Genomic DNA, 20,436 nt, shown 5'->3' with positions numbered 1-20,436 from the left:
GTAGATGAAAATTCTCCAAATTAACGCCGTCGCCAATAGCGGGTCCACAGGACGCATCGCTGAGGAAATTGGTAATGTACTCTTGGCCCACGGCCATGAAAGCTACATTGCTTATGGTCGGGGTAATGCAACAAGTGCATCCAAACTTATTAAAATTGGTTCGCAAATGGATGTGTATTTGCATGGGGCCTATACCTTGTTGACGGATAAACATGGATTTGCCTCAAAAAAGGCTACTGAAAACTTTATTAAGGAAGTTGAAAAAATCAAGCCCGATTTGATCGCCTTACATAATCTGCATGGATATTATATCCATTTACCAACGCTTTTTGCATATATCAATATGCATAAAATTCCCGTAGTTTGGACCTTGTTTGATTGCTGGGCTTTTACCGGGCATTGTACGTATTTTGATGACATTAATTGTAAAAAATGGGAAAGCCACTGCGAAAAATGCCCCAAGCATAAACGATATCCATCTTCTTGGGTGGACAACTCCTTTGATAATTTTGAAGCAAAGCAGGATTTATTTACATCTGTTAAAAAAATGGAATTAATCACGCATTCGCAATGGTTGGGTGATTTAGTGAAAAAATCATTTTTAAAAAATTATACAGTTCATGTAACACCTTCAGCGATCAATCTGGATTTATTTAAGCCTTTGCAATCTAAATTGAGAGATTGTTATGAGCTGGGTGATAAAAAAGTGGTTTTAGGCTGTGCCAGTACTTGGTCCAATCGAAAAGGCTATATGGATTTTGTGGAATTATCCAAAAAACTTAGTAATGACTATCAGATTGTCATGATTGGGTTGAATACAAAAGAGTTAAATGCACTTCCTGACAATATCATCGGCCTTGAGCGAACAGAAAGTGTTCAGGAATTGGCACAATGGTATTCTTTGGCACATATTTTTGTGAATCCTACATCTCAGGATAATTTTCCGACCACTAACTTGGAAGCACTTGCTTGTGGTACGCCTGTGATTACTTACAATACTGGAGGGAGTCCAGAAGCTATAGATAAGGAAACAGGGCTTGTCGTGGAAAAAGGGAGCATTTCGGGTATTTTAAAAGCAATTGAGGAGCTTGAAAAAAGGGATTATGAACAGTTATCAGAAGCTTGTCGAGCAAGGGCAGAACTCCTATTCGATAAAAAGATAAGGTATCTGGATTATTTAAACATTTTTCAAGAAATGCTAAACAAGAAGCATGTCAAGAATTAAAGAAAGTTTAAGAAGAAACATTTCCAATATCCCAGGTTGGAGAACCAATCGAAAGATTTTAGTCATTGAATCAGATGATTGGGGTGCAGTTCGCATCAAAGATAAGGTAGCTTACGAGGCATTAAAAGATAAAGGTCTGAATGTAGGCCGTATCCATTACGATTCTGTAGAATCTATGGAAAGCAACAGGGATATGGAGATGTTATTCGATTTACTCCAAGGGTTTAAAGATAAAAATGGCAAGCATCCTGTCTTCACACCTATGTGTATTATGGGTAATCCTGATTTTGAAAAAATTAAAGTATCCGATTATCAGGAATATTTTTTCCAGCCCTTGCATGAAACCTTGGAAGAGTTCCCTCAAAGTGATCGAGTTTTGGACTTATGGAGACAAGGTTTTAATCAAAATATTTTTGTTCCTGAAATCCATGGTAGAGAGCATATCAATGTCCGTCGCTACATGAAAATTCTTCAGTCCCACAAAGGGAAGGAGGGATTACGGTACGCCTTGGAGCACCATTCCGTTGGACCATCAGGATACAATGGCATAAATTATCCCAATTATTTGGGAGCTTTGCATCCAGAGGCTAAAGATGAGATTCCTGAGTTGCATCAGTATGTATTAGAAGGTGGTAAACTTTTTCATAAGTATATGGGCTATTATCCGAGGGTATTTATTGCCCCCAATGCGGAGGAACCCAAGGAATTGGAGTCTTCTTTAAAGCAAATTGGCGTACAATACCTGACCCGTTCTAAAAAAAGAGTGTATCCGTTAGGAGATGGTGTTTTTGCTAAAGAATGGAATTTCATTGGTAAAAAAAATGAATATGATCAAGTGATTATCAATCGGAATGCCTTCTTTGAACCTGTTTGCTTTGGGGAACAGGAACATATTACGGATTGGGTGGATAGTTGCCTGAAAGAAATTGAAATAGCCTTCCGTTGGAGAAAACCTGCGGTGATATCTTCCCATCGGGTAAATTATGTTGGAAGTATCCGACCTGAAAATAGGGAGAAAGGGTTAACGGAGCTAAAGCATTTGCTGACTGCTGTACTCAAGAAATGGCCTGATGTGGAGTTTATGAGTTCGTTTGAATTGGGAAAAACTATAAGAAAAGAAAAGTAATTTACATTGTATTTATTGTTTTTATGAAAAATATATTGGTAACTGGAGGCGCAGGTTATATAGGTAGTCATACTCTTTTAGAATTAATCAAAGCAGGTTTTAGGGTCATTTCAGTTGATAATTACTATAATTCAATTGACTTATCTTATCAACTGGTAGAAGAAATTACAGGAGCGAAGATTAAAAAATACCAATTAGACCTTGCTGATAAAAATGATGTAGAAATTGTTTTTCAAGAAAACCAAATTGATGGGATTATTCACTTTGCTGCTTTAAAGTCCGTACCCGATAGCGTTGCAAATCCTATTTTTTGTTATCAAAACAATAATAACAGTACACTTATTATTGCTCATTATGCTAATAAGTATAATGTAAAAAATCTGGTTTTCTCTTCCTCCTGTTCTGTGTATGGAAATGTCAGTCCTGAGGATTTACCCGTACAGGAAGATACCCCTATAAGAAAAGCAGAATCTCCTTATGCATATAGTAAGCAAAATGGAGAAGTCTTTTTAAAATCAATTTGTGAGGTGAGCAACCTGAAGGTGTTTGCTTTGCGTTATTTTAATCCGGTTGGAGCACATCCTTCCGGGCAGTTAGGGGAGTTTCCCTCAAAACATTCCAATAATCTTGTCCCAATTATAACACAAACTGCGGCTGGTATTCGTGACCATATGACGGTTTTTGGGGATAATTGGAATACCAGGGATGGGTCCTGCATTCGTGATTATATTCATGTGACAGATATAGCTCTGGCCCATGTACTGGCTTTACAAAAACTATTTCACCCCGAGTGGAATAACCAATTTGAGATAATCAATTTAGGAAGTGGCAAAGGCGTTAGTGTTTTTGAAGCCATAAAATCTTTTGAAGAAGTTAGCGGAGTAAAAGTTAACTATAAAATGGGAGATAGAAGAGAAGGCGACGTAGAAGCCATTTATTCTTTACCACAAAAAGCAAAACGCGTACTCGGCTGGGAGGCACAATATGATGTAAATGATATGATGACCTCGGCGTGGCAGTGGCAGTTGAAGCTGATCGAATTGGGTTTCAATTTAACCAAAATTTAATTCAACCAAAATCGGCAGAAGTATAATGATTACTAGTATTACATTAATTTTAAGGAAGTCATTTCCTGATAGACTATTAAAAGTGGGAAGTAAACTTTTATTTTTTGCTAGGGGTGTTTCATGAACTTCAAAATACCTCATGAGATATAAGTCAAGATAACTGTTAGTCACTCAGCTATGAATTTTCTGAATGTAAAAAGAATTCCAAGGTCTTTTTAAGAAATTAATCATGAATCAAAAAATTTATATCGCCGGCCACAAGGGTATGGTTGGATCTGCCATTTGGAGGCGGTTGGAATACATAGGCTATACCAACCTGGTAGGTAGAAGTAGTAAAGAACTAGATCTAAGAAATCAAGCTGCAGTCCAGGAGCTTTTCACAAGGGAGAAACCAGATGTAGTGATTGATGCAGCAGCAAGGGTAGGAGGGATACTAGCAAATAATACCTACCCGTATCAATTTTTGATGGAAAACCTGCAAATTCAAAATAACCTGATAGATGCTGCCTTACAGTCAGCTGTTCAAAAGTTTATTTTCTTGGGTTCTTCCTGTATTTATCCCAAAATGGCTCCTCAGCCACTGAGAGAGGAGTATTTGTTAACTGGCTCCTTAGAACCTACCAATGAATGGTATGCCATCGCCAAGATTGCGGGCGTAAAAGCCTGTGAAGCCATCCGAAAGCAATACGGGAAGGATTTTGTCAGTTTGATGCCTACAAACTTGTATGGTCCTTTTGATAACTTCGATCTCCATACTTCCCATGTACTTCCTGCGATGATCCGTAAATTTCATGAGGCTATGGTAAATGAAAAAAGAACTGCGGTCAGTGAGCCTGTCGAACTGTGGGGTTCTGGAACACCCATGAGAGAGTTTTTACACGTAGATGACCTGGCAGAGGCTGTTTGCTTTGCTTTAGAAAATAGGTTGCCAGAACATTTATATAACGTGGGATTTGGTTCAGACATTTCTATAAAAGAATTGGCATCACTAATCCAAAATATCGTTAGTCACAAAGGACAAATCCATTGGGACGCCTCAAAACCTGATGGAACACCACGTAAATGGATGGATAGCTCTAAGCTAATGAAATTGGGCTGGAAACCATCGATTGATCTCGAAGAGGGAATAACCAAAACATATAAGTGGTTTTTAGAGCATCAAAAGGAAGTGAAGGAAGTAAGGATTGAGGTTAAGGGGAATGGTTAAATGTTCAGTGTTCAATTGTTCAAGTACGATACATTTAAAGTTGCTAAGCTTTTCCTGAATGGCGCAGATGCAAAGGAGCGAAGAAGCAAAGAAGCGGAGGATTCAGGGTTCAAGCTTGTCTCTCATTTAATTTATATATGTTATCATCCATACTTTTAAGCCTAACCCGTTTATTGAGTGTTCCAAGCCGCTTAATAGTTGTTTAGACCAATCTTTATTATTTACCGCTTCACAGTCTAGTAGGTACACTATTAAGATCTAAAAATCTTAGTTTAAAAAAACTTTAATGATCGGAAAAAAAATCCACGTCCTCCTTTCGGGTGGTTCGGGAAGTCGATTATGGCCACTTTCCAGAAAATCACAAACTAAACAGTATATTCCGATTTTTGAGGGGATGAGTTTGTTTGAAAAGGCTATCCGTCTCAATGCGGAACTTTGTCAGCAAGGGGTAGTAGTGCTTAATAAGTCTTCCTTAAAAGTTACCCAAGAAGTATTGTCCAAGGGAAGTTTTGACAATTACAGGTGTATCGTAGAGTCCAAACCTAAAAATACAGCTGCAGCAATTGCTTTTGCCGCATTCCAAGCTGATTTGGAGGATTTGCTTTTGGTGACGCCTTCCGACCATGTCATTGAAAATAGGGAAGCCTATGTCAGCGCAGTGGAGGAGGCCTTTGATTGGGCATCAAAAGGATATTTGGTGACTTTCGGAATACAACCCCATAAGCCTGAAACAGGTTACGGTTACATTCAAAGTGAAGGTTCAGATGTGATTGCTTTTCATGAAAAGCCTTCACCGGATAAAGCCAAGCAATTTTTAAGTGAGGGCAATTATTACTGGAACAGTGGAATTTTTGCCTTTAAGGCAGGGGTTTATTTGGAAGAATTAAAGCAATACCGTCCGGATATATTTTTAGCATGTCAAAAAGTGATCAGAAATTCTCATCAAGAGGAGTTACACGAGAAGCTTTCCGAGGCTATTCCTTCAGAAAGTATTGACTATGCGGTCATGGAAAGGTCTGATAGGATTAAAGTTGTCCGAAGTCAATTCAAATGGTCGGATTTGGGTTCCTTTGAATCCTTATTTGAATACTTCAGGGAAAAATCAGCCTTTGTTTCCGGTTCCAATCTCATCATCACCGATGATCAAGTAGAGCTCCATGGTTTGGAAAATGTGATGGTGATTCAGCATCAAGGAGCCTTGATGGTCATGCCCTTATCCATGTCGCAGGAGGTGAAAAAGATTTACGAGCGCCTGGCGAAAGAGGGGAGTGCATTGGTGGAATAATTAGACGTTCATTGTTCTACGTTCAGTCGAGCGACTTAACGTTTAACATTTAACACTTAACAGCGAAGCGACTTAACGCTTAACACCGTAGCTTCTTAACATTTAATAAACCGAAAAATATGGAACACGACATACGACCTGGGGGAGAGTACTTTGTATTGGAAGATGCCCCGACACATAAAGTCAAAAGAATTATCGTCAAACCTGAAGGAAGGCTTTCCTATCAGTACCATCATCATAGAGCAGAGGTTTGGACCATTGTCCAAGGTGAGGCAATTATTACCCTTGATGGAGAGGATAAGATTTACAAAAAAGGAGAAGTCGCCAAGATTCCCTTGGGAGCCAAGCATAGAATTCAGAATCAGACGGGTGAAGATGTGGTCTTTATCGAAGTACAGCTAGGAACATACTTTGGGGAGGATGATATCGTGAGAATCGAGGATGATTATGATAGAGAGTAAAGAGGTTAAGAGTTAAAGGTTAAGTGTTAATTGGACCTTAACCCTTAACAGCGAAGCGTCTTAACATTTAACAAAACAACCAATTCACTTCATGCAAAAAGTAGCATTAATAACAGGGATAACTGGGCAAGACGGGTCCTATTTAGCAGAATTACTTTTAGAAAAGGGGTACATGGTTCATGGGATCAAAAGAAGAGCTTCTTCATTCAATACCCAGCGCGTGGATCACCTCTATGTGGATCAGCATGAATCCCATGTCAATTTTAAACTTCACTATGGAGATTTGACTGATTCCACCAATTTGATCCGTATAATTCAGGAAACCCAACCTGATGAAATCTATAATTTGGGTGCAATGTCCCATGTTAAGGTGAGTTTTGACTCACCAGAATATGTGGCCAATGTTGATGGTATTGGGACACTCCGGATTTTGGAGGCAGTCCGTATCCTGGGCCTAGAGAAAAAAACCAGAATATATCAGGCATCTACTTCAGAGCTATATGGAGGAATGGAAGAAAATAAGAATGCCAATGGGATGTACGATGAGCAATCGCCTTTTTACCCACGTTCACCTTACGGTGCAGCCAAAATTTATGGTTTTTGGATTACCAAGAATTACCGGGAAGCTTATAATATATTTGCCTGTAATGGCATTCTTTTCAATCATGAGTCGCCAAGGAGAGGTGAGACTTTTGTAACGAGAAAAATTACCCGAGCAGCTTCAAAAATTGCTTTGGGTCTTCAGCAGACCCTGTACATGGGCAATTTGGATGCTTTAAGGGATTGGGGTCACGCTAAAGACTATGTAGAAGCCATGTATTTGATGCTTCAGCAAGATGAACCCGAAGACTTCATTATTGCAACCGGTGTTACTACCAAAGTCCGAGACTTTATCAACATGACCTTCTCAGAAGTGGGAATGAATCTTAGATGGGAAGGCGAAGGTGTAGATGAAGTGGGAATTTTAGAAAGTGTTGATTTGGAGAAATACACAGAGGCAACAGGTCTTGAGTTAATGGTTAAGGGTTCTGAGTTAACGATTAAAAGTTCAGAGTACTCCGAATTAAGCCTTAACGTGCAGCATTTAACCCTCAACACGCCAATTGTTCGCATCGACCCCCGCTACTTTCGTCCTACGGAAGTTGATTTGTTGATTGGCGATTCAAGCAAAGCCAAAACCAAACTCAATTGGGCACCGAAATACGATTTGCCGATGCTGGTAAAAGAGATGATGGAGTCGGATTTGCTCTTGTTTAAAAAGGACTTGGATTTGCAAAAGGCAGGACATGCTGTTTATCAGCAGGATGAATAAAATTTTTTCATGAAACGAAAAATATTGATTGTCAATCAAAATTCAGGATACCTGACTATTGATGTAGCCAATACCTTTAAAGAAAAATACGAAGAAGTTGTGGTGATGTATGGGATGAATAGAGTAACCGAGCGAAATTTTCATCCTGACATTAAAATTCAAAAAACGATTAAGTACAATAGAAGCTCCACCGTAAAGCGTTTATGGACTTGGGGTGTTTGTACGCTTCATTTGTTTTTTTTGCTGCTCTTCAAATACCGTGGGTATCATGTTTTGTATTACACAAATCCTCCCATGTCTTATTTCAATGCGCTTTTTTTTAGTAATCCATTTAGCATTGTAGTATTTGATACCTATCCGGATGCTTTAAGGTTAATTGGAATAAAGGAATCCTCATTTGTTTATAGAATTTGGAAAAAAGTAAATAAGAAAGTGTTTTCCAAAGCTGTTCAAATCATTACGCTTAGTGAGGGGATGAAAAAGCAGTTGGGTAATTATGTTAATGATGAAAAAGTAAAAGTAGTTTCAGTATGGTCTGCATCTGACACATTTAAACCTATTGCCAAGGATTCAAATCTATTTTTAAAAAAGCACAAATGGGTCGATAAATTCATTGTTCTTTACTCAGGAAATATGGGAATAGGGCACAAACTAGAAGTTTTAATTGACGTTGCAAAGCAGCTTGAAGATAAGAAAGAAATACTATTCTTGTTTGTAGGTGAAGGAGCAAAGAAAAATACGCTAATTGATTTGGCATCCAAGTATAAATTACAAAATGTGCATTTTCTAACATGGCAAGATGCGGAGACTTTGCCGTATTCATTAGCAGCTGGCGACCTAGCAGTCGTAGCCTTAGAACCAGAGGCAACGCACGCTAGTGTGCCAAGCAAAACATTTAATTATATGGCTGTTGGTGCCCCATTATTAGCTATTGGTAGCACTGGATCTGAGCTTGAGAAGCTAATTAAGCGACATAGATTAGGTTTTTACACAGATGGGAAAGATGTATCAGAAATTAAAAATTATGTGTTAAAAATGTTGAGTAATAAGGATAAAGTTGAGCAATTATCGAGGAACTCCTTCCAAGCTTCAAAAAACTTTAATTATGAAATGGCAATTCAGTATGTGTTTTAATTTTTAAGTTTTTACCTTGCTAAAACGATTCATTGACTTTAGCGTAAGTTCCATTGCGCTACTACTCCTTTCTATACCAATGGGTGTCATTACCATACTATTGGTATTTTTCAACAAAGGAGCAGGCGCCTTTTTCACCCAAACCCGTACAGGTAAAGATGCCAAACTCTTTCAAATCATCAAGTTCAAGACCATGACAGACGAGCGTGATGCACAGGGTAAGCTATTGACAGACGAACAACGCATGACTCCCATAGGTAGATTTGTACGCTCTACGTCCTTGGATGAGTTGCCCCAATTATTCAATGTATTGATAGGGGATATGTCATTGGTTGGCCCTCGGCCATTGTTAGAGAAGTATATTCCATTGTATTCGGAAGAACAGTTTAGAAGGCATCAGGTCAAACCTGGCATAACCGGATGGGCGCAGGTGAATGGTCGGAACAATATTTCTTGGAAGAAAAAATTTGAATTGGATGTGTGGTATGTGGATCACCAAAGTTTTTGGTTAGATATGAAAATACTTTTTTTGACCTTAATCAAGGTCATCAAACGGAAGGATATCACTACAGAAGATCCTAAAGCATTTCAACCCTTTAATGGAAAAAATTAATGAAGAAAATCGCCATCTATGGAGCAGGAGGATTTGGTAAGGAAGTGGCCGCAATCCTCAATAAGATCAATGAAATCAAACCGTCTTACGAATTAATTGGTTTTTTTGATGATGGGGTATTGGAAGGAACAAAAATTTCTCATTTTGGAAAGGTATTAGGTGGATGTGACACCTTAAATGCTTGGCCGTCAAAAATTGCAGTTGTTTTTGCGATTGGTTCGCCAAAAATCATTGAGCTACTCGTAAAGAAAATCATCAACCCTCAAGTTGATTATCCAAATATCATTCATCCGGAAGTATTTTTTGCTGATCCAATAACTTTCAAAATAGGAAGGGGTAACGTGATAGTTCGCGGCTGTTCATTTTCAGTAGATGTTGCTGTAGGAGATTTTAATCAATTTAATAGCCTAACGGCACTTGCACATGATGTTCAAGTAGGTTCTTTTAATGTTTTCATGCCCCTAACCAGGGTTTCGGGAGAGGTGAAAATAGGGGATCACAATATTTTTGGGTTAAATACCTTGATCATGCAAAAAATAAAAATAGGAAATAAAGTACGTAGTGGGCCAGGGGCTGTCCTCATGACCAAACCCAAAGATGACAACCTTTATATGGGTAACCCCGCCCTTAAAACAGTTTTATAAATGGCATATTTTAAATTTGATCACATAAAAATCAGGGGAATTAGCTGTGTGATTCCCAAGAATATCATTCGAACCGAAGGGTTCAAAGATCGATTTGGTAGCGAGGAGGTAGATAAGTTTATGGAGATGACGGGCATCACCCAAACCCGTTGGACCTCAGAGAAACAAACCGCATCGGACTTAGCCACAGCAGCAGCCCAAAACTTGATAAAGCAAAAGGGCTTGGATCCCAAGGAAATCAAAGCCCTGGTATTTGGTACACACAGTCCTGACTACAGAAGGCCTGCCTCCGCTTTTGTGATACAAAAACAATTAGGACTGAGTACAGAAACAGTCGTTTTTGATATCAGTTTGGGCTGTTCTTCGGCGGTATATGGCATGCAGGTAGTTGCCTCCATGATGGTAAATTCGGATATTGATAAGGCCATTTTGGTATTGGGTGACACAACAAGTAAAACGACAAATCTTAATGACCGGGCATCCATCATGCTGATTGGAGAAGCGGCTGTTGCTGTGTACTTGGAAAAAACATCAGAAAAAGTATCCCCGATTCGCTCGTTGTTACGTTCGGACGGAGAGGGTTATAGGTACTTGATAGTTCCCGCAGGTGGCTATAGAAATTTAAATGCTTCAGTACAAGAAGAAGTTTGTCAGGACGGAAACCCTAGAACTTTACATAATTCCTTTATGCAGGGTACTTCGGTTTTCACCTTTACCATTTCTGACGTACCGAAAGCCATGAAGGATTATTTGGCGATAACAGAAACCACAATTGATAATTATGATGTTTTTGCCTTCCATCAGGCCAATCTGTTAATCATCAAACAGATTGCTAAAAAGCTCAAAATCCCCATGGAAAAAATCCCCTTGACCTTACCGATTTACGGAAATACTTCGGGTGCTTCTCCTTTGGTAAGTTTATGTGAATTTTATGGAAATCAAGAAGCCAAAAAGTTGAAGGTCATGATGATAGGCTTTGGAGTTGGTATTTCCTGGGGAGTAACCTCTTTTGAAATCGATACGGAAGATATTTTCCCTATTGAAGAAAGTGATTATTGCTTTGCTGAAGGCTTTATTGGCTCAGTATCAGAATTATAATTTTAGGATCCGATTATGATCATTAATATTTTACAATACTTAGAAGATTCAGCGCAGCGGGTACCCGAAAAATCCGCCTTTATAGATGAAAAAAATAGCATCACCTATGCTAATCTTCAGGCGTATGCAAAGAGCATAGGCTCGGCGATTATTCAGAAAACCAAAGGACAAATCCGTAAACCTATTGTGGTGTTTGTGGATAGGAATATTGAGAGTTTGGTGGCCTTTTTAGGAGTTGCTTACAGTGGGAATTTCTATGTACCTATCGACATTCAAATGCCAAAATTGAGGGTAGAACTGATTCTCAATACGCTGAATCCCGTTGCCATGGTCGTGACTCCTGCTTCCAAGAAATTTTCGTATGAGGTAGCTCCTGATTTAATGGCGATTGATTATGAGCAGGCAATTGAATATCCTGTTGATATCGATAGTTTGGTCAAGATTAGAAGGAAGATAGTCGACAGAGATCCTATCTATGCGACGTTTACTTCCGGCTCAACGGGCATACCAAAAGGAGTGATCACCTGCCATCAATCTGTCATCGATATGACAGAGGCTTTGGTGGAAACATTTGACTTCGATGAAAACCACGTATTTGGCAATCAAAATCCTTTTTATTTCGATGCTTCTATCAAGGATATTTACAGTTCCGTGAAGTGCGGGGCAACCATGTATGTTATCCCCCGATCCTATTTTATGATGCTTGGTCAATTGGTTTCCTATATCAATCAGCACCAAATAGACACCATTATGTGGTCAGCTTCTGCCATTGCTTTGTTGGCTAATGCCCAAGCCTTTGAAGAAGAAAAACCAACAGCCTTAAAGAAGGTGATGTTTTCAGGAGAAGTGATGCACAATCGGGTATTGAATTACTGGAGAAGGAATTTACCTAATACACAATTTGTGAATCTGTATGGTCCTACGGAAATTACTTCTGTATGTACCTATTATAAAATTGAAAAACCATTTGCAGATGATGAAGTGTTGCCAATAGGGATTCCTTTTAGAAACTGTGAAGTCTTGATATTGAATGAAAACAACGAAGCAGTAAAAGAAGGAGAACCAGGGGAATTATGTGTTAAAGGTTGTTGCCTGGCCTTAGGTTATTATAACAATCCCGAAAAGACAGCTGCTGCTTTTTGTCAGAATCCCTTAAACCCACATTTTCCTGAATTGATCTATAGAACAGGAGATTTGGCCCGCTTCAATGAGTATGGCGAGGTGATGTTTATGTCCAGAAAGGACAATCAGGTCAAGCACATGGGGCAGCGGGTAGAGTTAGGCGAAATTGAAATTTTGCTCAATGCCATGGACCGCATTGATGCTTCTATCTGTTTCTACGATCATGAGGAACAGAAAATTATAGCTGTGTATAAAGGAACGGGGGCAGATGGAAAATACATTTATGGAGAGCTTCGGGATAAAGTATCCAAATTTATGTTTCCCAATGTGTTGATTTCCTTAGAAGAGTTGCCGTATAATTTAAACGGAAAGATTGACCGTACGCTCTTAAAAGAGAAGTATTTCAAAGGTGAATTAAGCTGATATGAAGCCTGTTTTGGATATTGATTTTGTGGATAAAGTCTTGGCAGATTTTTTCAAAAAAGAGACCTTAACCAACAATTACATACTCAGAGAAGAGTATGCTAATCTTATTGAAAGTCAAGCGCTTTGGTATGATCAGCTGGGGGAAAATATTTTCTTTTACGTTAGAAAAGATGGATTCTTCAGATTGTATTATTTTATCAATGAACCTGACATCGTATATAATTTAAGTTATGATGAACCTATTGTGTTAGAAATTCTCTACAGAGGTGAAAAGTATTTTCCAACGATACATCAGAAGTACTGGTCAGCAGCATCTTTTAAATCTCATCTGACCAGGGATTGTTACTTTTTAAAGAATACTGCATTGAATGTGGAAGACCTTGGTTTATCCTTAGAAATCAAAAAAGGCAAAAGTTTAGAAGAAATCCGTTATGCCAAAGAGTTAATTGACTCCAATCTAGATAGATTCACGGGAGACCACCTAAGTATGGAAGAAGTTGCTACATTCGCTGAGAATGGGTTTCTTTACTTGGCGTATTTCGATGGAAACCCATGCGGAATCTTACAGGCAGACTTTAAAAATGCTGTTTTTTGGCTTGGGCACGTGGTTGTTGACATGAATTACAGAGGTAAAGGGGTGGCTAACAGTTTAGTGAATTACTATCTAAAAGAAGGTTCAGCCCTTGGTTGCAAGCAATTCCAGCTTTGGGTCATTCAGGATAACACCCCTGCTGTGAATCTTTATAAAAAATTTGGTTTTACCTATTTGAATAAATCATCATATTCAATGTTGAAAAAATAAAATGGAAAAAATTTTAAAAATACTTTCGGATGTTCGTCCTGATATTGACTTTGAATCAGAGACGCTTTTAGTAGAGGGAGGATTACTGGACTCTTTTGATATTGTGTCCATCATCTCTGAATTAAATGATGCCTATGAAATCAATATTAGGGTACATGATTTGAAGCCTGAGAATTTCAATTCCTTAAGTGCAATTCAAGCTTTGGTAGAAAGAAAACTCAGTGAAAAATAAGTCCATGTTGCTCGGTAAAAATATTCTTGTTTTTGGCAGCAATTCTGAAATCAATTTATCGATTGCAGAGCGGATTGTTTCTGATCAAGCTGGCAAACTGTTTTACGTGAGTTCAGAAAAGGTAGACCTTGACCAAAATGGAGCAGTTGAATTTATCCAGCTAAATTTTTATGATAATACCGAGTTGGATCGCTTAGTCGAATTATTGGGAAATGAAAAAATAGATGGGATTGTATATGCAGGTGGGATGGGAGGTGTGCGTCCATTAAAGCTAAATTCTCCCGATTTTGTAAGTCAAATGTTCCACCACAATGTCTTTACCTTTTTTGAAATCATCCGACTAATGACCAAAAAGCGCTTGATCAACGAAGGAGCAAGTATAGTTGCACTATCTTCCGTATCCAGCATCAAAGGTCTTAAATCAAAAAGTGTATATTCGTCCTCAAAAGCAGCCCTAGACGCTGCTGTGAGAGGGATGGCTGCTGAATTGGCGGATAAAAAAATAAGAGTGAACTCCATCCAAAAAGGTTGGGTGATCACCGACATGAATCTAGACTTTATTCAAAGCAACATGGCTGTTGCAGAAAATAATGATTTCGAAAAACAGGTGTTAGGTGCAATTGATCCCAAAGAAATAGCCAATTTGGTAGTATTCTTATTGAGTGATCAAGTAAAAACACTAACTGGCACAAACTTATTGCTTGACGGAGGCTATACCCTATGATAGAGGATTCATTCAAAGGAAAAAAATTTTAATTACAGGAGCATCCAAAGGAATCGGGTTTGCCTTGGCTAAAGAATTGGACAGCAAGGGTACATCCTTATTACTACATGCCTCAAGTGAAGAAGGATACGAAAGGCTTTGGACTCACTTTGAAGGACGTGGACACGCTTTTTGGCAAGCGGATTTTTTCAAGCCTCATGAAATAGAAGCTAGTTTGCAGTCGGTTTTGGATGATTTTGGCCCATTAGACGGGTTTGTAAACTGCGTAGGGGTGCGCTTACGACGACCAGTTAATCTATTAAATGTATCTATAATCCAAGATACCTTTAATGCCAACTTTACTTCTTATTTGGAAGTTATTAGATTGATTACAAAAAAGAAAAGGTTTCAGTCAGGTTTGAGTATTCTGAGCATTTCTTCAATTTCTGCCCATTCTGGAGCCGCAGGTGTGAGCATCTATGCTGCCACCAAAGGTGCTTTGGAAAGCGCTACAAGATGCCTTGCCAAAGAATTGTATAAAAAAGAAATCAGAATCAATATCATAGTCTGTGGACAAGTAAATACCGAGGCATATCAAGCTTTGATGAACAGCAAAGAAGATAAGCAAGATGCTGTTTTAGAAAGACAATATATGGGGCTTCTTCAGCCTTCAAACTTGGTAAATGCCTGTATTTTTTTATTAAGTGAGAGTTCTTGCTTTATCAATGGCACTTCATTCCCAGCAGATGGGGGCTACCTGCAGTAGCAAAGAATTAGTCTTTTGATTTTATGTGAAATAATATGGTTTAATCTATAGACTATATTTAGAAACGTACCCTTATAAAATCCTTTATTTTCCTGTTAAAATGTAGCTAATGGCTTTTGAGCATATAGAATAATTATGCTGCAAGTAGTCCATGACTTTAATGAAAAAGTAAATTAAAACTAAAAAACAAAAAACTATGACAGTCCAAGAAAAATTAAATCTTATTGAGGAAGCATTAGAACTTGATGTGAATTCTTTGACGGAAGACAAGGCTTTGGAGGATATCCCTGAATACGATTCAATGGCCAAATTGACCATTATTGTGCTTGCTGATGATGAGTTTGGAAAAAAACTAACTGGTGAACAATTGAGGGATTTTAAAACGGTGGGAGATATAGTTGCCTTCCTTTCATGAAATGGTTTCTATTGAAAGACTCCCTGGAGGAAAGTTTACTTCAAACTGTTACATTCTTTCTGATGCAAGCGCACCCGGTGAAATTTATTTGATTGATGCAGGTTGCATTTCAGGTTTGAGAAACGCCCTTGATGGATTAAAATCCGTCAGGGGAGTTTTTCTTACACATGCCCATTATGACCATATTCAAGACTTAAAAGTACTTCAGGAACGTTTTCCCAATTTGTCTATTTACTGCTCCGAATTTACACAAAAAGGCTTAAGGTCCTCTAAAATAAATCTTTCCTTTTATCATGAAGCGCCTATTGAGTTTATACCAGAAAATGTAGCTCTTGTAGGCGATCAAGATAGTGTCATGATTTTTGGTGGTGAAAAAATAGAGGTATTAGAAACTCCTGGTCATGATCCAGGATCGCTGACCTTTAAATACGGTAAGTATTTCTTTACCGGTGATGCATTAATTCCAAATGTTCCTGTTGTCACTAAATTGAAAACTGGAAATAAAGAGCTAGCGAAGGAAAGTATCAGAAAATTAAGAGATAAGATAAAAGAGGGAGATTGGATCTGTCCTGGCCATTTAGAAATGTGTGTTGCAGGAGATGTAAATTGGGAGCTTTACCTTTAACCATGTTTGTAGGGACTGATATTGAAAATATTTCTAGGCTGGAGAACTTGCTTGTCCGTAAACCACAATTGGTAAAAAAAATATTTTATGAATCAGAGTGGGTTTATGCTTTCTCAAAAGCAAGTCCTGCTTCCACATTAACAGGTATCTGGTGTGCTAAAGAAGCCGTGTTAAAGGCATTGTCTCCTCAAATTGAAGTAGCCATAACAGATATAGAAATTGTAAAACATGCGAAGGGCTATCCTTTACCTGTAGTTCACCATCCATTTTTTGATCATTCAAATTACGCTATCTCAGTAAGTATTTCACATACCAGAGAAGTGGCCATGGCCTCGGCAGTTCTTTATATTGGGTCTTTAGTGAGAAATTGAATCTTTTTACCCTTCTTGTTTTACATTTATGGAATTTGAAAATATTTAGTATTGCTAGACTAATTTGATAAACTATTTAGTTTCTGCTAAAACTTTAAACTTCATAAAGCAATACTGCCAATTTCTGATCTGTAAATAACTGCCCTCGCCCGCCTTCAATTATTGTAATTTTTTACAGGTAGAATGGGAAAAAAGAATTAGGCGCAGAGCTTACGAATTTCCGCGAATGTTCCGTTTCCAAATGCGGTTCAGACTAACTTGAAGTTTCCCCTTCGCCTCTCAGCTCCTTCGCCTCTCCGCTCCTTCGCTTTTTATCAACGGGTAAGCTTTCAAATCAGGATGTTAACGGTTAAAAGTTAAAGGTTAACAGTTAACAGTTAACCATTAACCTTGAACAACTGAACCTTGAACAACTGAACAATTGAACCCTGAACAAAAGAAAGAGCCAAGGCAAAAGGAAAAAGTAAAAAGTTGGGTTTTCCCTTCGCTCCTTCGCCTCTCCGCTCCTTCGCTTTATAGAAATAGCTTGTCAACTTTTAATGAATCTATCTTGAATCAGAATGTTAACGGTTAAAAGTTAATGGTTAACAGTTAATATTTAAACCTCCGAAATTCTTCGGAGCAAGCTTTAACGCTTAACATCTGAACAATTGACCCCTCCGAAATACTTTAAACCAGGTTTCAATCCTGAATATGAACAAAATAAATCTTCACTGTAGCATAGTCATATTTCAAAGTTTTAAAGGCACAGGGAAATATAGTAAGCAAATAAAATTAAAATTTAAATAGTTTAATCCATGAAAAGAATTCTTGTTACGGGAGGCTCTGGTTTCCTGGGATCTCATCTGTGTGCAAAATTGTTGAACGCAGGGAATGAGGTGGTATGCGTTGACAATTTATTTACGGGAAGAAAATCGAATATCTATCATCTTCTAGGTAATCCTCGATTCGAGTTTCTAAGGCATGACATTACTTGGCCACTTTATGTAGAAGTTGATGAGATTTACAATTTAGCAAGTCCAGCTAGCCCCATACATTATCAATTTGACCCTGTGCAAACCACAAAAACTTCTGTCTTGGGCGCAATTAATATGCTTGGTTTGGCCAAAAGGTTGAAAATTAAAATTCTACAGGCCAGTACCTCTGAAGTTTATGGAGATCCTTTAGTTCATCCACAAACAGAGGAATATAAGGGGAATGTTAACCCAATTGGGCCTAGGGCATGTTATGATGAAGGAAAACGTTGTGCAGAAACTTTGTTTTTTGATTATCATAGGCAACATAAGGTGGATATCCGAATCATGAGAATATTCAATACTTATGGACCTAATATGCATCCTGATGATGGCAGGGTGGTCAGTAATTTTATTATTCAAGCCCTTAAAGGGGATCCGATCACCATTTATGGCGCTGGTAGCCAAACCAGAAGTTTTTGTTATGTGGATGATTTGCTTGAAGGCATGGTTAGGTTAATGAATAATGAAGTGGGATTTGTGGGACCAGTGAATATTGGTAATCCTAATGAATTCACTATTCTCGAATTGGCGGAATTGGTCTTGGAATTGACGAATAGCAGCAGTAGTCTTATTTTCAAGCCACTTCCACAGGACGACCCTCTGCAAAGACAACCCGATATTTCTTTGGCTAAGGAAAAACTTAATTGGCAACCCACTATTCAGCTGAAAGAAGGACTTGCCAAGACTATAGCCTATTTTGAAAAGGAACTAAGTACGCAATTTATTGAGAAACATTAAAATCATGACCAATTCGGAGCAAGTATTAGCGGTTAACAATGAAACAGTAACATCTGAACAATTGAACGCTGAACAACTTTCCCCTCCGCATTCAATAAAAGAGTAAGCTCTCAAATCAGGATTTTAACTATTAATAGTTAAAATGTTAACGGTTAAGCGTTAACGGTCAGCACTAATCAGGGATACACACCTTAATATTTAACAACTGAACAATCCAAAGCTCTCCGGTTAAAATGTTAACGGTTAACGGTTAAAATGTTAAAGGTTAACAGTTAACTCTTAACCCTCCGAAATTCTTCGGAGCAAGCATTAACAACTGAACTTTGAACAACTGAACTTTGAACAACTGAACATTTAACAATAAATTATGAAAATCACCGTAGTAGGCACCGGCTATGTAGGTCTGGTGTCAGGCGCATGTTTTGCGGAAGTAGGTATCCAAGTGGTCTGTGTGGACGTGGACCAGAAAAAAATCGATGGGCTAAAAAATGGGATCATGCCCATCTATGAACCCGGACTGGAAGAAATCGTCAAAAGAAATTATGCCCAGGGTAGGCTGGCTTTCTCTACCAACTTGGGAGAAGCCATTCAGGGTTCCGAAGTGGCCTTTATCGCTGTGGGCACCCCTCCCGGTGAGGATGGCTCCGCAGACTTGAAATATGTGCTGGCAGTAGCCGATGAAATCGGACAGCACCTTTCAGATTATATGGTGGTGGCGACCAAGAGTACCGTCCCCGTAGGTACAGGGGAGAAAGTTCGGAATACCTTGCAGCAGGCACTGGAAAAACGTGGGGCAGACCTGCCCTTTGCAGTGGCTTCCAATCCGGAATTTCTGAAAGAAGGAGCTGCTGTAGAGGACTTTATGAAGCCGGACCGCATTGTAATCGGAGTGGACGAGGCACGGGCGGAAGAAATCATGAAACGCCTATACAAACCTTTTCAGTTGAACGGTGACCGCATCATCTTTATGGATATTCCCTCCGCGGAGATGACCAAGTATGCGGCCAATGCCATGTTGGCTACCAAGATTTCCTTTATGAATGACATCGCCAACCTCTGCGAGCGGGTTGGGGCCAATGCCAAAATGGTGCGGAGGGGGATTGGAACGGATCCTCGGATCGGGAACAAGTTTATCTATCCGGGCGTGGGTTATGGGGGTTCCTGTTTCCCCAAGGATGTGAAGGCCATTATCCGTACGGCACGGCAGTTTGGTTATGAACTGAAGGTACTTCAGGCAGTAGAGGAAGTGAATGAGTTTCAGAAGCAGGTGATGGTGGAGAAGGTGAAGCAGCATTATGGGAAGGACCTTTCGGGCAAGACCTTTGCGGTATGGGGATTGGCCTTTAAACCCAATACAGATGATATGCGGGAGGCACCGGCGACGGTGATTATCGAGCAGTTGTTGGCTTTAGGTGCCCAAGTGAGGGCCTATGACCCTGTGGCGATGAAGGAAGCACAGCACCTGTACTTGGGGGATACGGTGACTTATGCCAAGGACGCCTATGATGCCTGTGTGGATGCAGATGCCTTGTTGCTCGTGACCGAATGGCATGAATTCCGTATTCCGAGTTGGGAGGTTTTGGGCAAGTTGCTGAAAGATAAGGTGGTGTTTGATGGGAGGAACATTTATGATAGGGAGTATTTGAAGGGATTGGGATTTGAGCATTATGGGATAGGGGTTTGAGGAGGGGGGAGTGAATAGTGAGGAGTGATGAATGAAAAGTGAGGAGTGGAGATTAGAGGAAAGCCGGATTTGGGAAGATTGTGAACCATTAAGAAGTTAAGGTCTTAAGGATTTCATTAAGGAAATTGCTTGAAATGTTGACAATACCACCTTGGAATGAGTCAAAATGTTAACGGTTAAGAGTTAAAGGTTAACATTTAATATTTAACATCTGAACCTTGAACCTTGAACAAAAAGAAAGAGCCAAGGCAAAAGGCAAAAGAGCCAAGTGGGAGCTTTGAAGGTTTGAGAGTCTTGTTCTGTTGAAGAAATGGAATTTTTTGTCCACTAATTACACGCCTGTCTGCCACAGGCAGGAATTACA

21 protein-coding genes are annotated in these 20,436 nt (G+C 39.1%); all 21 read left to right on the top strand.

Going from position 1 to position 20,436, the window contains the following annotated elements; translation table 11 throughout:
* Positions 1-4: 4 nt before the first annotated feature.
* The 21 genes from B879_RS11040 to B879_RS10940 all read left to right on the top strand — a co-directional run bounded on the left by B879_RS11040 (position 5) and on the right by B879_RS10940 (position 20,072).
* Positions 5-1,225, top strand: coding sequence for a glycosyltransferase (locus B879_RS11040; RefSeq protein WP_009185265.1), 1,221 nt, complete (start codon positions 5-7; stop codon positions 1,223-1,225).
* A complete protein-coding gene (locus B879_RS11035; RefSeq protein ID WP_009185264.1) occupies positions 1,212-2,351 on the top strand; it encodes a hypothetical protein in 1,140 nt (379 codons plus the stop codon). Before B879_RS11040 ends, B879_RS11035 begins: the two co-directional genes overlap by 14 nt.
* A 23-nt stretch (positions 2,352-2,374) precedes the next feature.
* Entirely contained in the window at positions 2,375-3,418 is a 1,044-nt protein-coding gene (gene galE, locus B879_RS11030; RefSeq protein ID WP_009185263.1) for a UDP-glucose 4-epimerase GalE, read from the top strand.
* A gap of 229 nt (positions 3,419-3,647) precedes the next feature.
* A complete protein-coding gene (locus tag B879_RS11025) occupies positions 3,648-4,625 on the top strand; it encodes a GDP-L-fucose synthase family protein (protein WP_009185262.1) in 978 nt (325 codons plus the stop codon).
* Between the two features lie 286 nt (positions 4,626-4,911).
* A complete protein-coding gene (locus B879_RS11020; protein WP_009185261.1) occupies positions 4,912-5,910 on the top strand; it encodes a mannose-1-phosphate guanylyltransferase in 999 nt (332 codons plus the stop codon).
* Positions 5,911-6,029: 119 nt separating this feature from the next.
* Positions 6,030-6,371 carry a phosphomannose isomerase type II C-terminal cupin domain gene (locus B879_RS11015; RefSeq protein ID WP_009185260.1) on the top strand — a complete coding sequence of 114 codons (342 nt, stop codon included), beginning with the start codon at positions 6,030-6,032 and terminating at the stop codon, positions 6,369-6,371.
* A gap of 91 nt (positions 6,372-6,462) precedes the next feature.
* Positions 6,463-7,683 (top strand): GDP-mannose 4,6-dehydratase, encoded by a 1,221-nt coding sequence (gene gmd / locus B879_RS11010; RefSeq protein ID WP_009185259.1) that lies wholly within the window; start codon positions 6,463-6,465, stop codon positions 7,681-7,683.
* Positions 7,684-7,692: 9 nt separating this feature from the next.
* Positions 7,693-8,817 carry a glycosyltransferase family 4 protein gene (locus tag B879_RS11005; RefSeq protein ID WP_009185258.1) on the top strand — a complete coding sequence of 375 codons (1,125 nt, stop codon included), beginning with the start codon at positions 7,693-7,695 and terminating at the stop codon, positions 8,815-8,817.
* A gap of 16 nt (positions 8,818-8,833) precedes the next feature.
* Positions 8,834-9,430, top strand: coding sequence for a sugar transferase (locus tag B879_RS11000; protein ID WP_009185257.1), 597 nt, complete (start codon positions 8,834-8,836; stop codon positions 9,428-9,430).
* Positions 9,430-10,074 (top strand): PglD-related sugar-binding protein, encoded by a 645-nt coding sequence (locus B879_RS10995; protein ID WP_009185256.1) that lies wholly within the window; start codon positions 9,430-9,432, stop codon positions 10,072-10,074. The genes B879_RS11000 and B879_RS10995 overlap by 1 nt, the downstream gene beginning before the upstream one ends.
* On the top strand, positions 10,075-11,172 hold the full coding sequence (locus B879_RS10990) for a 3-oxoacyl-ACP synthase III family protein (RefSeq protein ID WP_009185255.1): 1,098 nt from the start codon (positions 10,075-10,077) through the stop codon (positions 11,170-11,172).
* A gap of 15 nt (positions 11,173-11,187) precedes the next feature.
* A complete protein-coding gene (locus B879_RS10985) occupies positions 11,188-12,717 on the top strand; it encodes an amino acid adenylation domain-containing protein (protein WP_009185254.1) in 1,530 nt (509 codons plus the stop codon).
* Position 12,718: 1 nt separating this feature from the next.
* Positions 12,719-13,522, top strand: a complete 804-nt coding sequence (locus tag B879_RS21805; RefSeq protein ID WP_009185253.1) for a GNAT family N-acetyltransferase — start codon at positions 12,719-12,721, stop codon at positions 13,520-13,522.
* 1 nt (position 13,523) lies between these two features.
* Positions 13,524-13,754 carry a phosphopantetheine-binding protein gene (locus tag B879_RS10975; protein WP_009185252.1) on the top strand — a complete coding sequence of 77 codons (231 nt, stop codon included), beginning with the start codon at positions 13,524-13,526 and terminating at the stop codon, positions 13,752-13,754.
* On the top strand, positions 13,744-14,478 hold the full coding sequence (locus tag B879_RS10970) for an SDR family NAD(P)-dependent oxidoreductase (protein ID WP_162136886.1): 735 nt from the start codon (positions 13,744-13,746) through the stop codon (positions 14,476-14,478). Before B879_RS10975 ends, B879_RS10970 begins: the two co-directional genes overlap by 11 nt.
* Positions 14,456-15,223, top strand: coding sequence for an SDR family oxidoreductase (locus tag B879_RS10965; protein ID WP_009185250.1), 768 nt, complete (start codon positions 14,456-14,458; stop codon positions 15,221-15,223). Before B879_RS10970 ends, B879_RS10965 begins: the two co-directional genes overlap by 23 nt.
* A 196-nt stretch (positions 15,224-15,419) precedes the next feature.
* The gene (locus B879_RS10960; RefSeq protein WP_009185249.1) at positions 15,420-15,638 is read left to right on the top strand and encodes an acyl carrier protein; all 219 of its coding nucleotides are present in this window, start codon (positions 15,420-15,422) and stop codon (positions 15,636-15,638) included.
* On the top strand, positions 15,622-16,263 hold the full coding sequence (locus B879_RS10955) for an MBL fold metallo-hydrolase (protein ID WP_009185248.1): 642 nt from the start codon (positions 15,622-15,624) through the stop codon (positions 16,261-16,263). The genes B879_RS10960 and B879_RS10955 overlap by 17 nt, the downstream gene beginning before the upstream one ends.
* 2 nt (positions 16,264-16,265) lie before the next feature.
* Positions 16,266-16,634: a holo-ACP synthase gene (locus tag B879_RS21800; RefSeq protein WP_009185247.1), complete on the top strand. Its 369-nt coding sequence runs from the start codon at positions 16,266-16,268 to the stop codon at positions 16,632-16,634.
* Positions 16,635-17,431: 797 nt separating this feature from the next.
* Positions 17,432-18,388 (top strand): UDP-glucuronic acid decarboxylase family protein, encoded by a 957-nt coding sequence (locus B879_RS10945; RefSeq protein WP_009185246.1) that lies wholly within the window; start codon positions 17,432-17,434, stop codon positions 18,386-18,388.
* A gap of 367 nt (positions 18,389-18,755) precedes the next feature.
* The gene (locus tag B879_RS10940) at positions 18,756-20,072 is read left to right on the top strand and encodes a UDP-glucose dehydrogenase family protein (RefSeq protein WP_009185244.1); all 1,317 of its coding nucleotides are present in this window, start codon (positions 18,756-18,758) and stop codon (positions 20,070-20,072) included.
* The last annotated feature ends 364 nt before the right edge of the window (positions 20,073-20,436 follow it).

This window comes from Cecembia lonarensis LW9 (assembly GCF_000298295.1).
Classification (GTDB): domain Bacteria; phylum Bacteroidota; class Bacteroidia; order Cytophagales; family Cyclobacteriaceae; genus Cecembia; species Cecembia lonarensis.
Note: the sequence above shows the minus strand (reverse complement) of the source record. Positions and strands in the feature narration are given on the sequence as shown.

Coding starts and splice junctions, on each gene's coding strand:
- gmd (WP_009185259.1), top strand. CDS start 6,463: ATGCAAAAAGTAGCATTAATAACAGGGATAACTGGGCAAGACGGGTCC.
- B879_RS11005 (WP_009185258.1), top strand. CDS start 7,693: ATGAAACGAAAAATATTGATTGTCAATCAAAATTCAGGATACCTGACT.
- B879_RS11015 (WP_009185260.1), top strand. CDS start 6,030: ATGGAACACGACATACGACCTGGGGGAGAGTACTTTGTATTGGAAGAT.
- galE (WP_009185263.1), top strand. CDS start 2,375: ATGAAAAATATATTGGTAACTGGAGGCGCAGGTTATATAGGTAGTCAT.
- B879_RS10960 (WP_009185249.1), top strand. CDS start 15,420: ATGACAGTCCAAGAAAAATTAAATCTTATTGAGGAAGCATTAGAACTT.
- B879_RS11020 (WP_009185261.1), top strand. CDS start 4,912: ATGATCGGAAAAAAAATCCACGTCCTCCTTTCGGGTGGTTCGGGAAGT.
- B879_RS21805 (WP_009185253.1), top strand. CDS start 12,719: ATGAAGCCTGTTTTGGATATTGATTTTGTGGATAAAGTCTTGGCAGAT.
- B879_RS11040 (WP_009185265.1), top strand. CDS start 5: ATGAAAATTCTCCAAATTAACGCCGTCGCCAATAGCGGGTCCACAGGA.
- B879_RS10985 (WP_009185254.1), top strand. CDS start 11,188: ATGATCATTAATATTTTACAATACTTAGAAGATTCAGCGCAGCGGGTA.
- B879_RS10940 (WP_009185244.1), top strand. CDS start 18,756: ATGAAAATCACCGTAGTAGGCACCGGCTATGTAGGTCTGGTGTCAGGC.
- B879_RS10990 (WP_009185255.1), top strand. CDS start 10,075: ATGGCATATTTTAAATTTGATCACATAAAAATCAGGGGAATTAGCTGT.
- B879_RS10995 (WP_009185256.1), top strand. CDS start 9,430: ATGAAGAAAATCGCCATCTATGGAGCAGGAGGATTTGGTAAGGAAGTG.
- B879_RS10945 (WP_009185246.1), top strand. CDS start 17,432: ATGAAAAGAATTCTTGTTACGGGAGGCTCTGGTTTCCTGGGATCTCAT.
- B879_RS11035 (WP_009185264.1), top strand. CDS start 1,212: ATGTCAAGAATTAAAGAAAGTTTAAGAAGAAACATTTCCAATATCCCA.
- B879_RS21800 (WP_009185247.1), top strand. CDS start 16,266: ATGTTTGTAGGGACTGATATTGAAAATATTTCTAGGCTGGAGAACTTG.
- B879_RS11025 (WP_009185262.1), top strand. CDS start 3,648: ATGAATCAAAAAATTTATATCGCCGGCCACAAGGGTATGGTTGGATCT.
- B879_RS10975 (WP_009185252.1), top strand. CDS start 13,524: ATGGAAAAAATTTTAAAAATACTTTCGGATGTTCGTCCTGATATTGAC.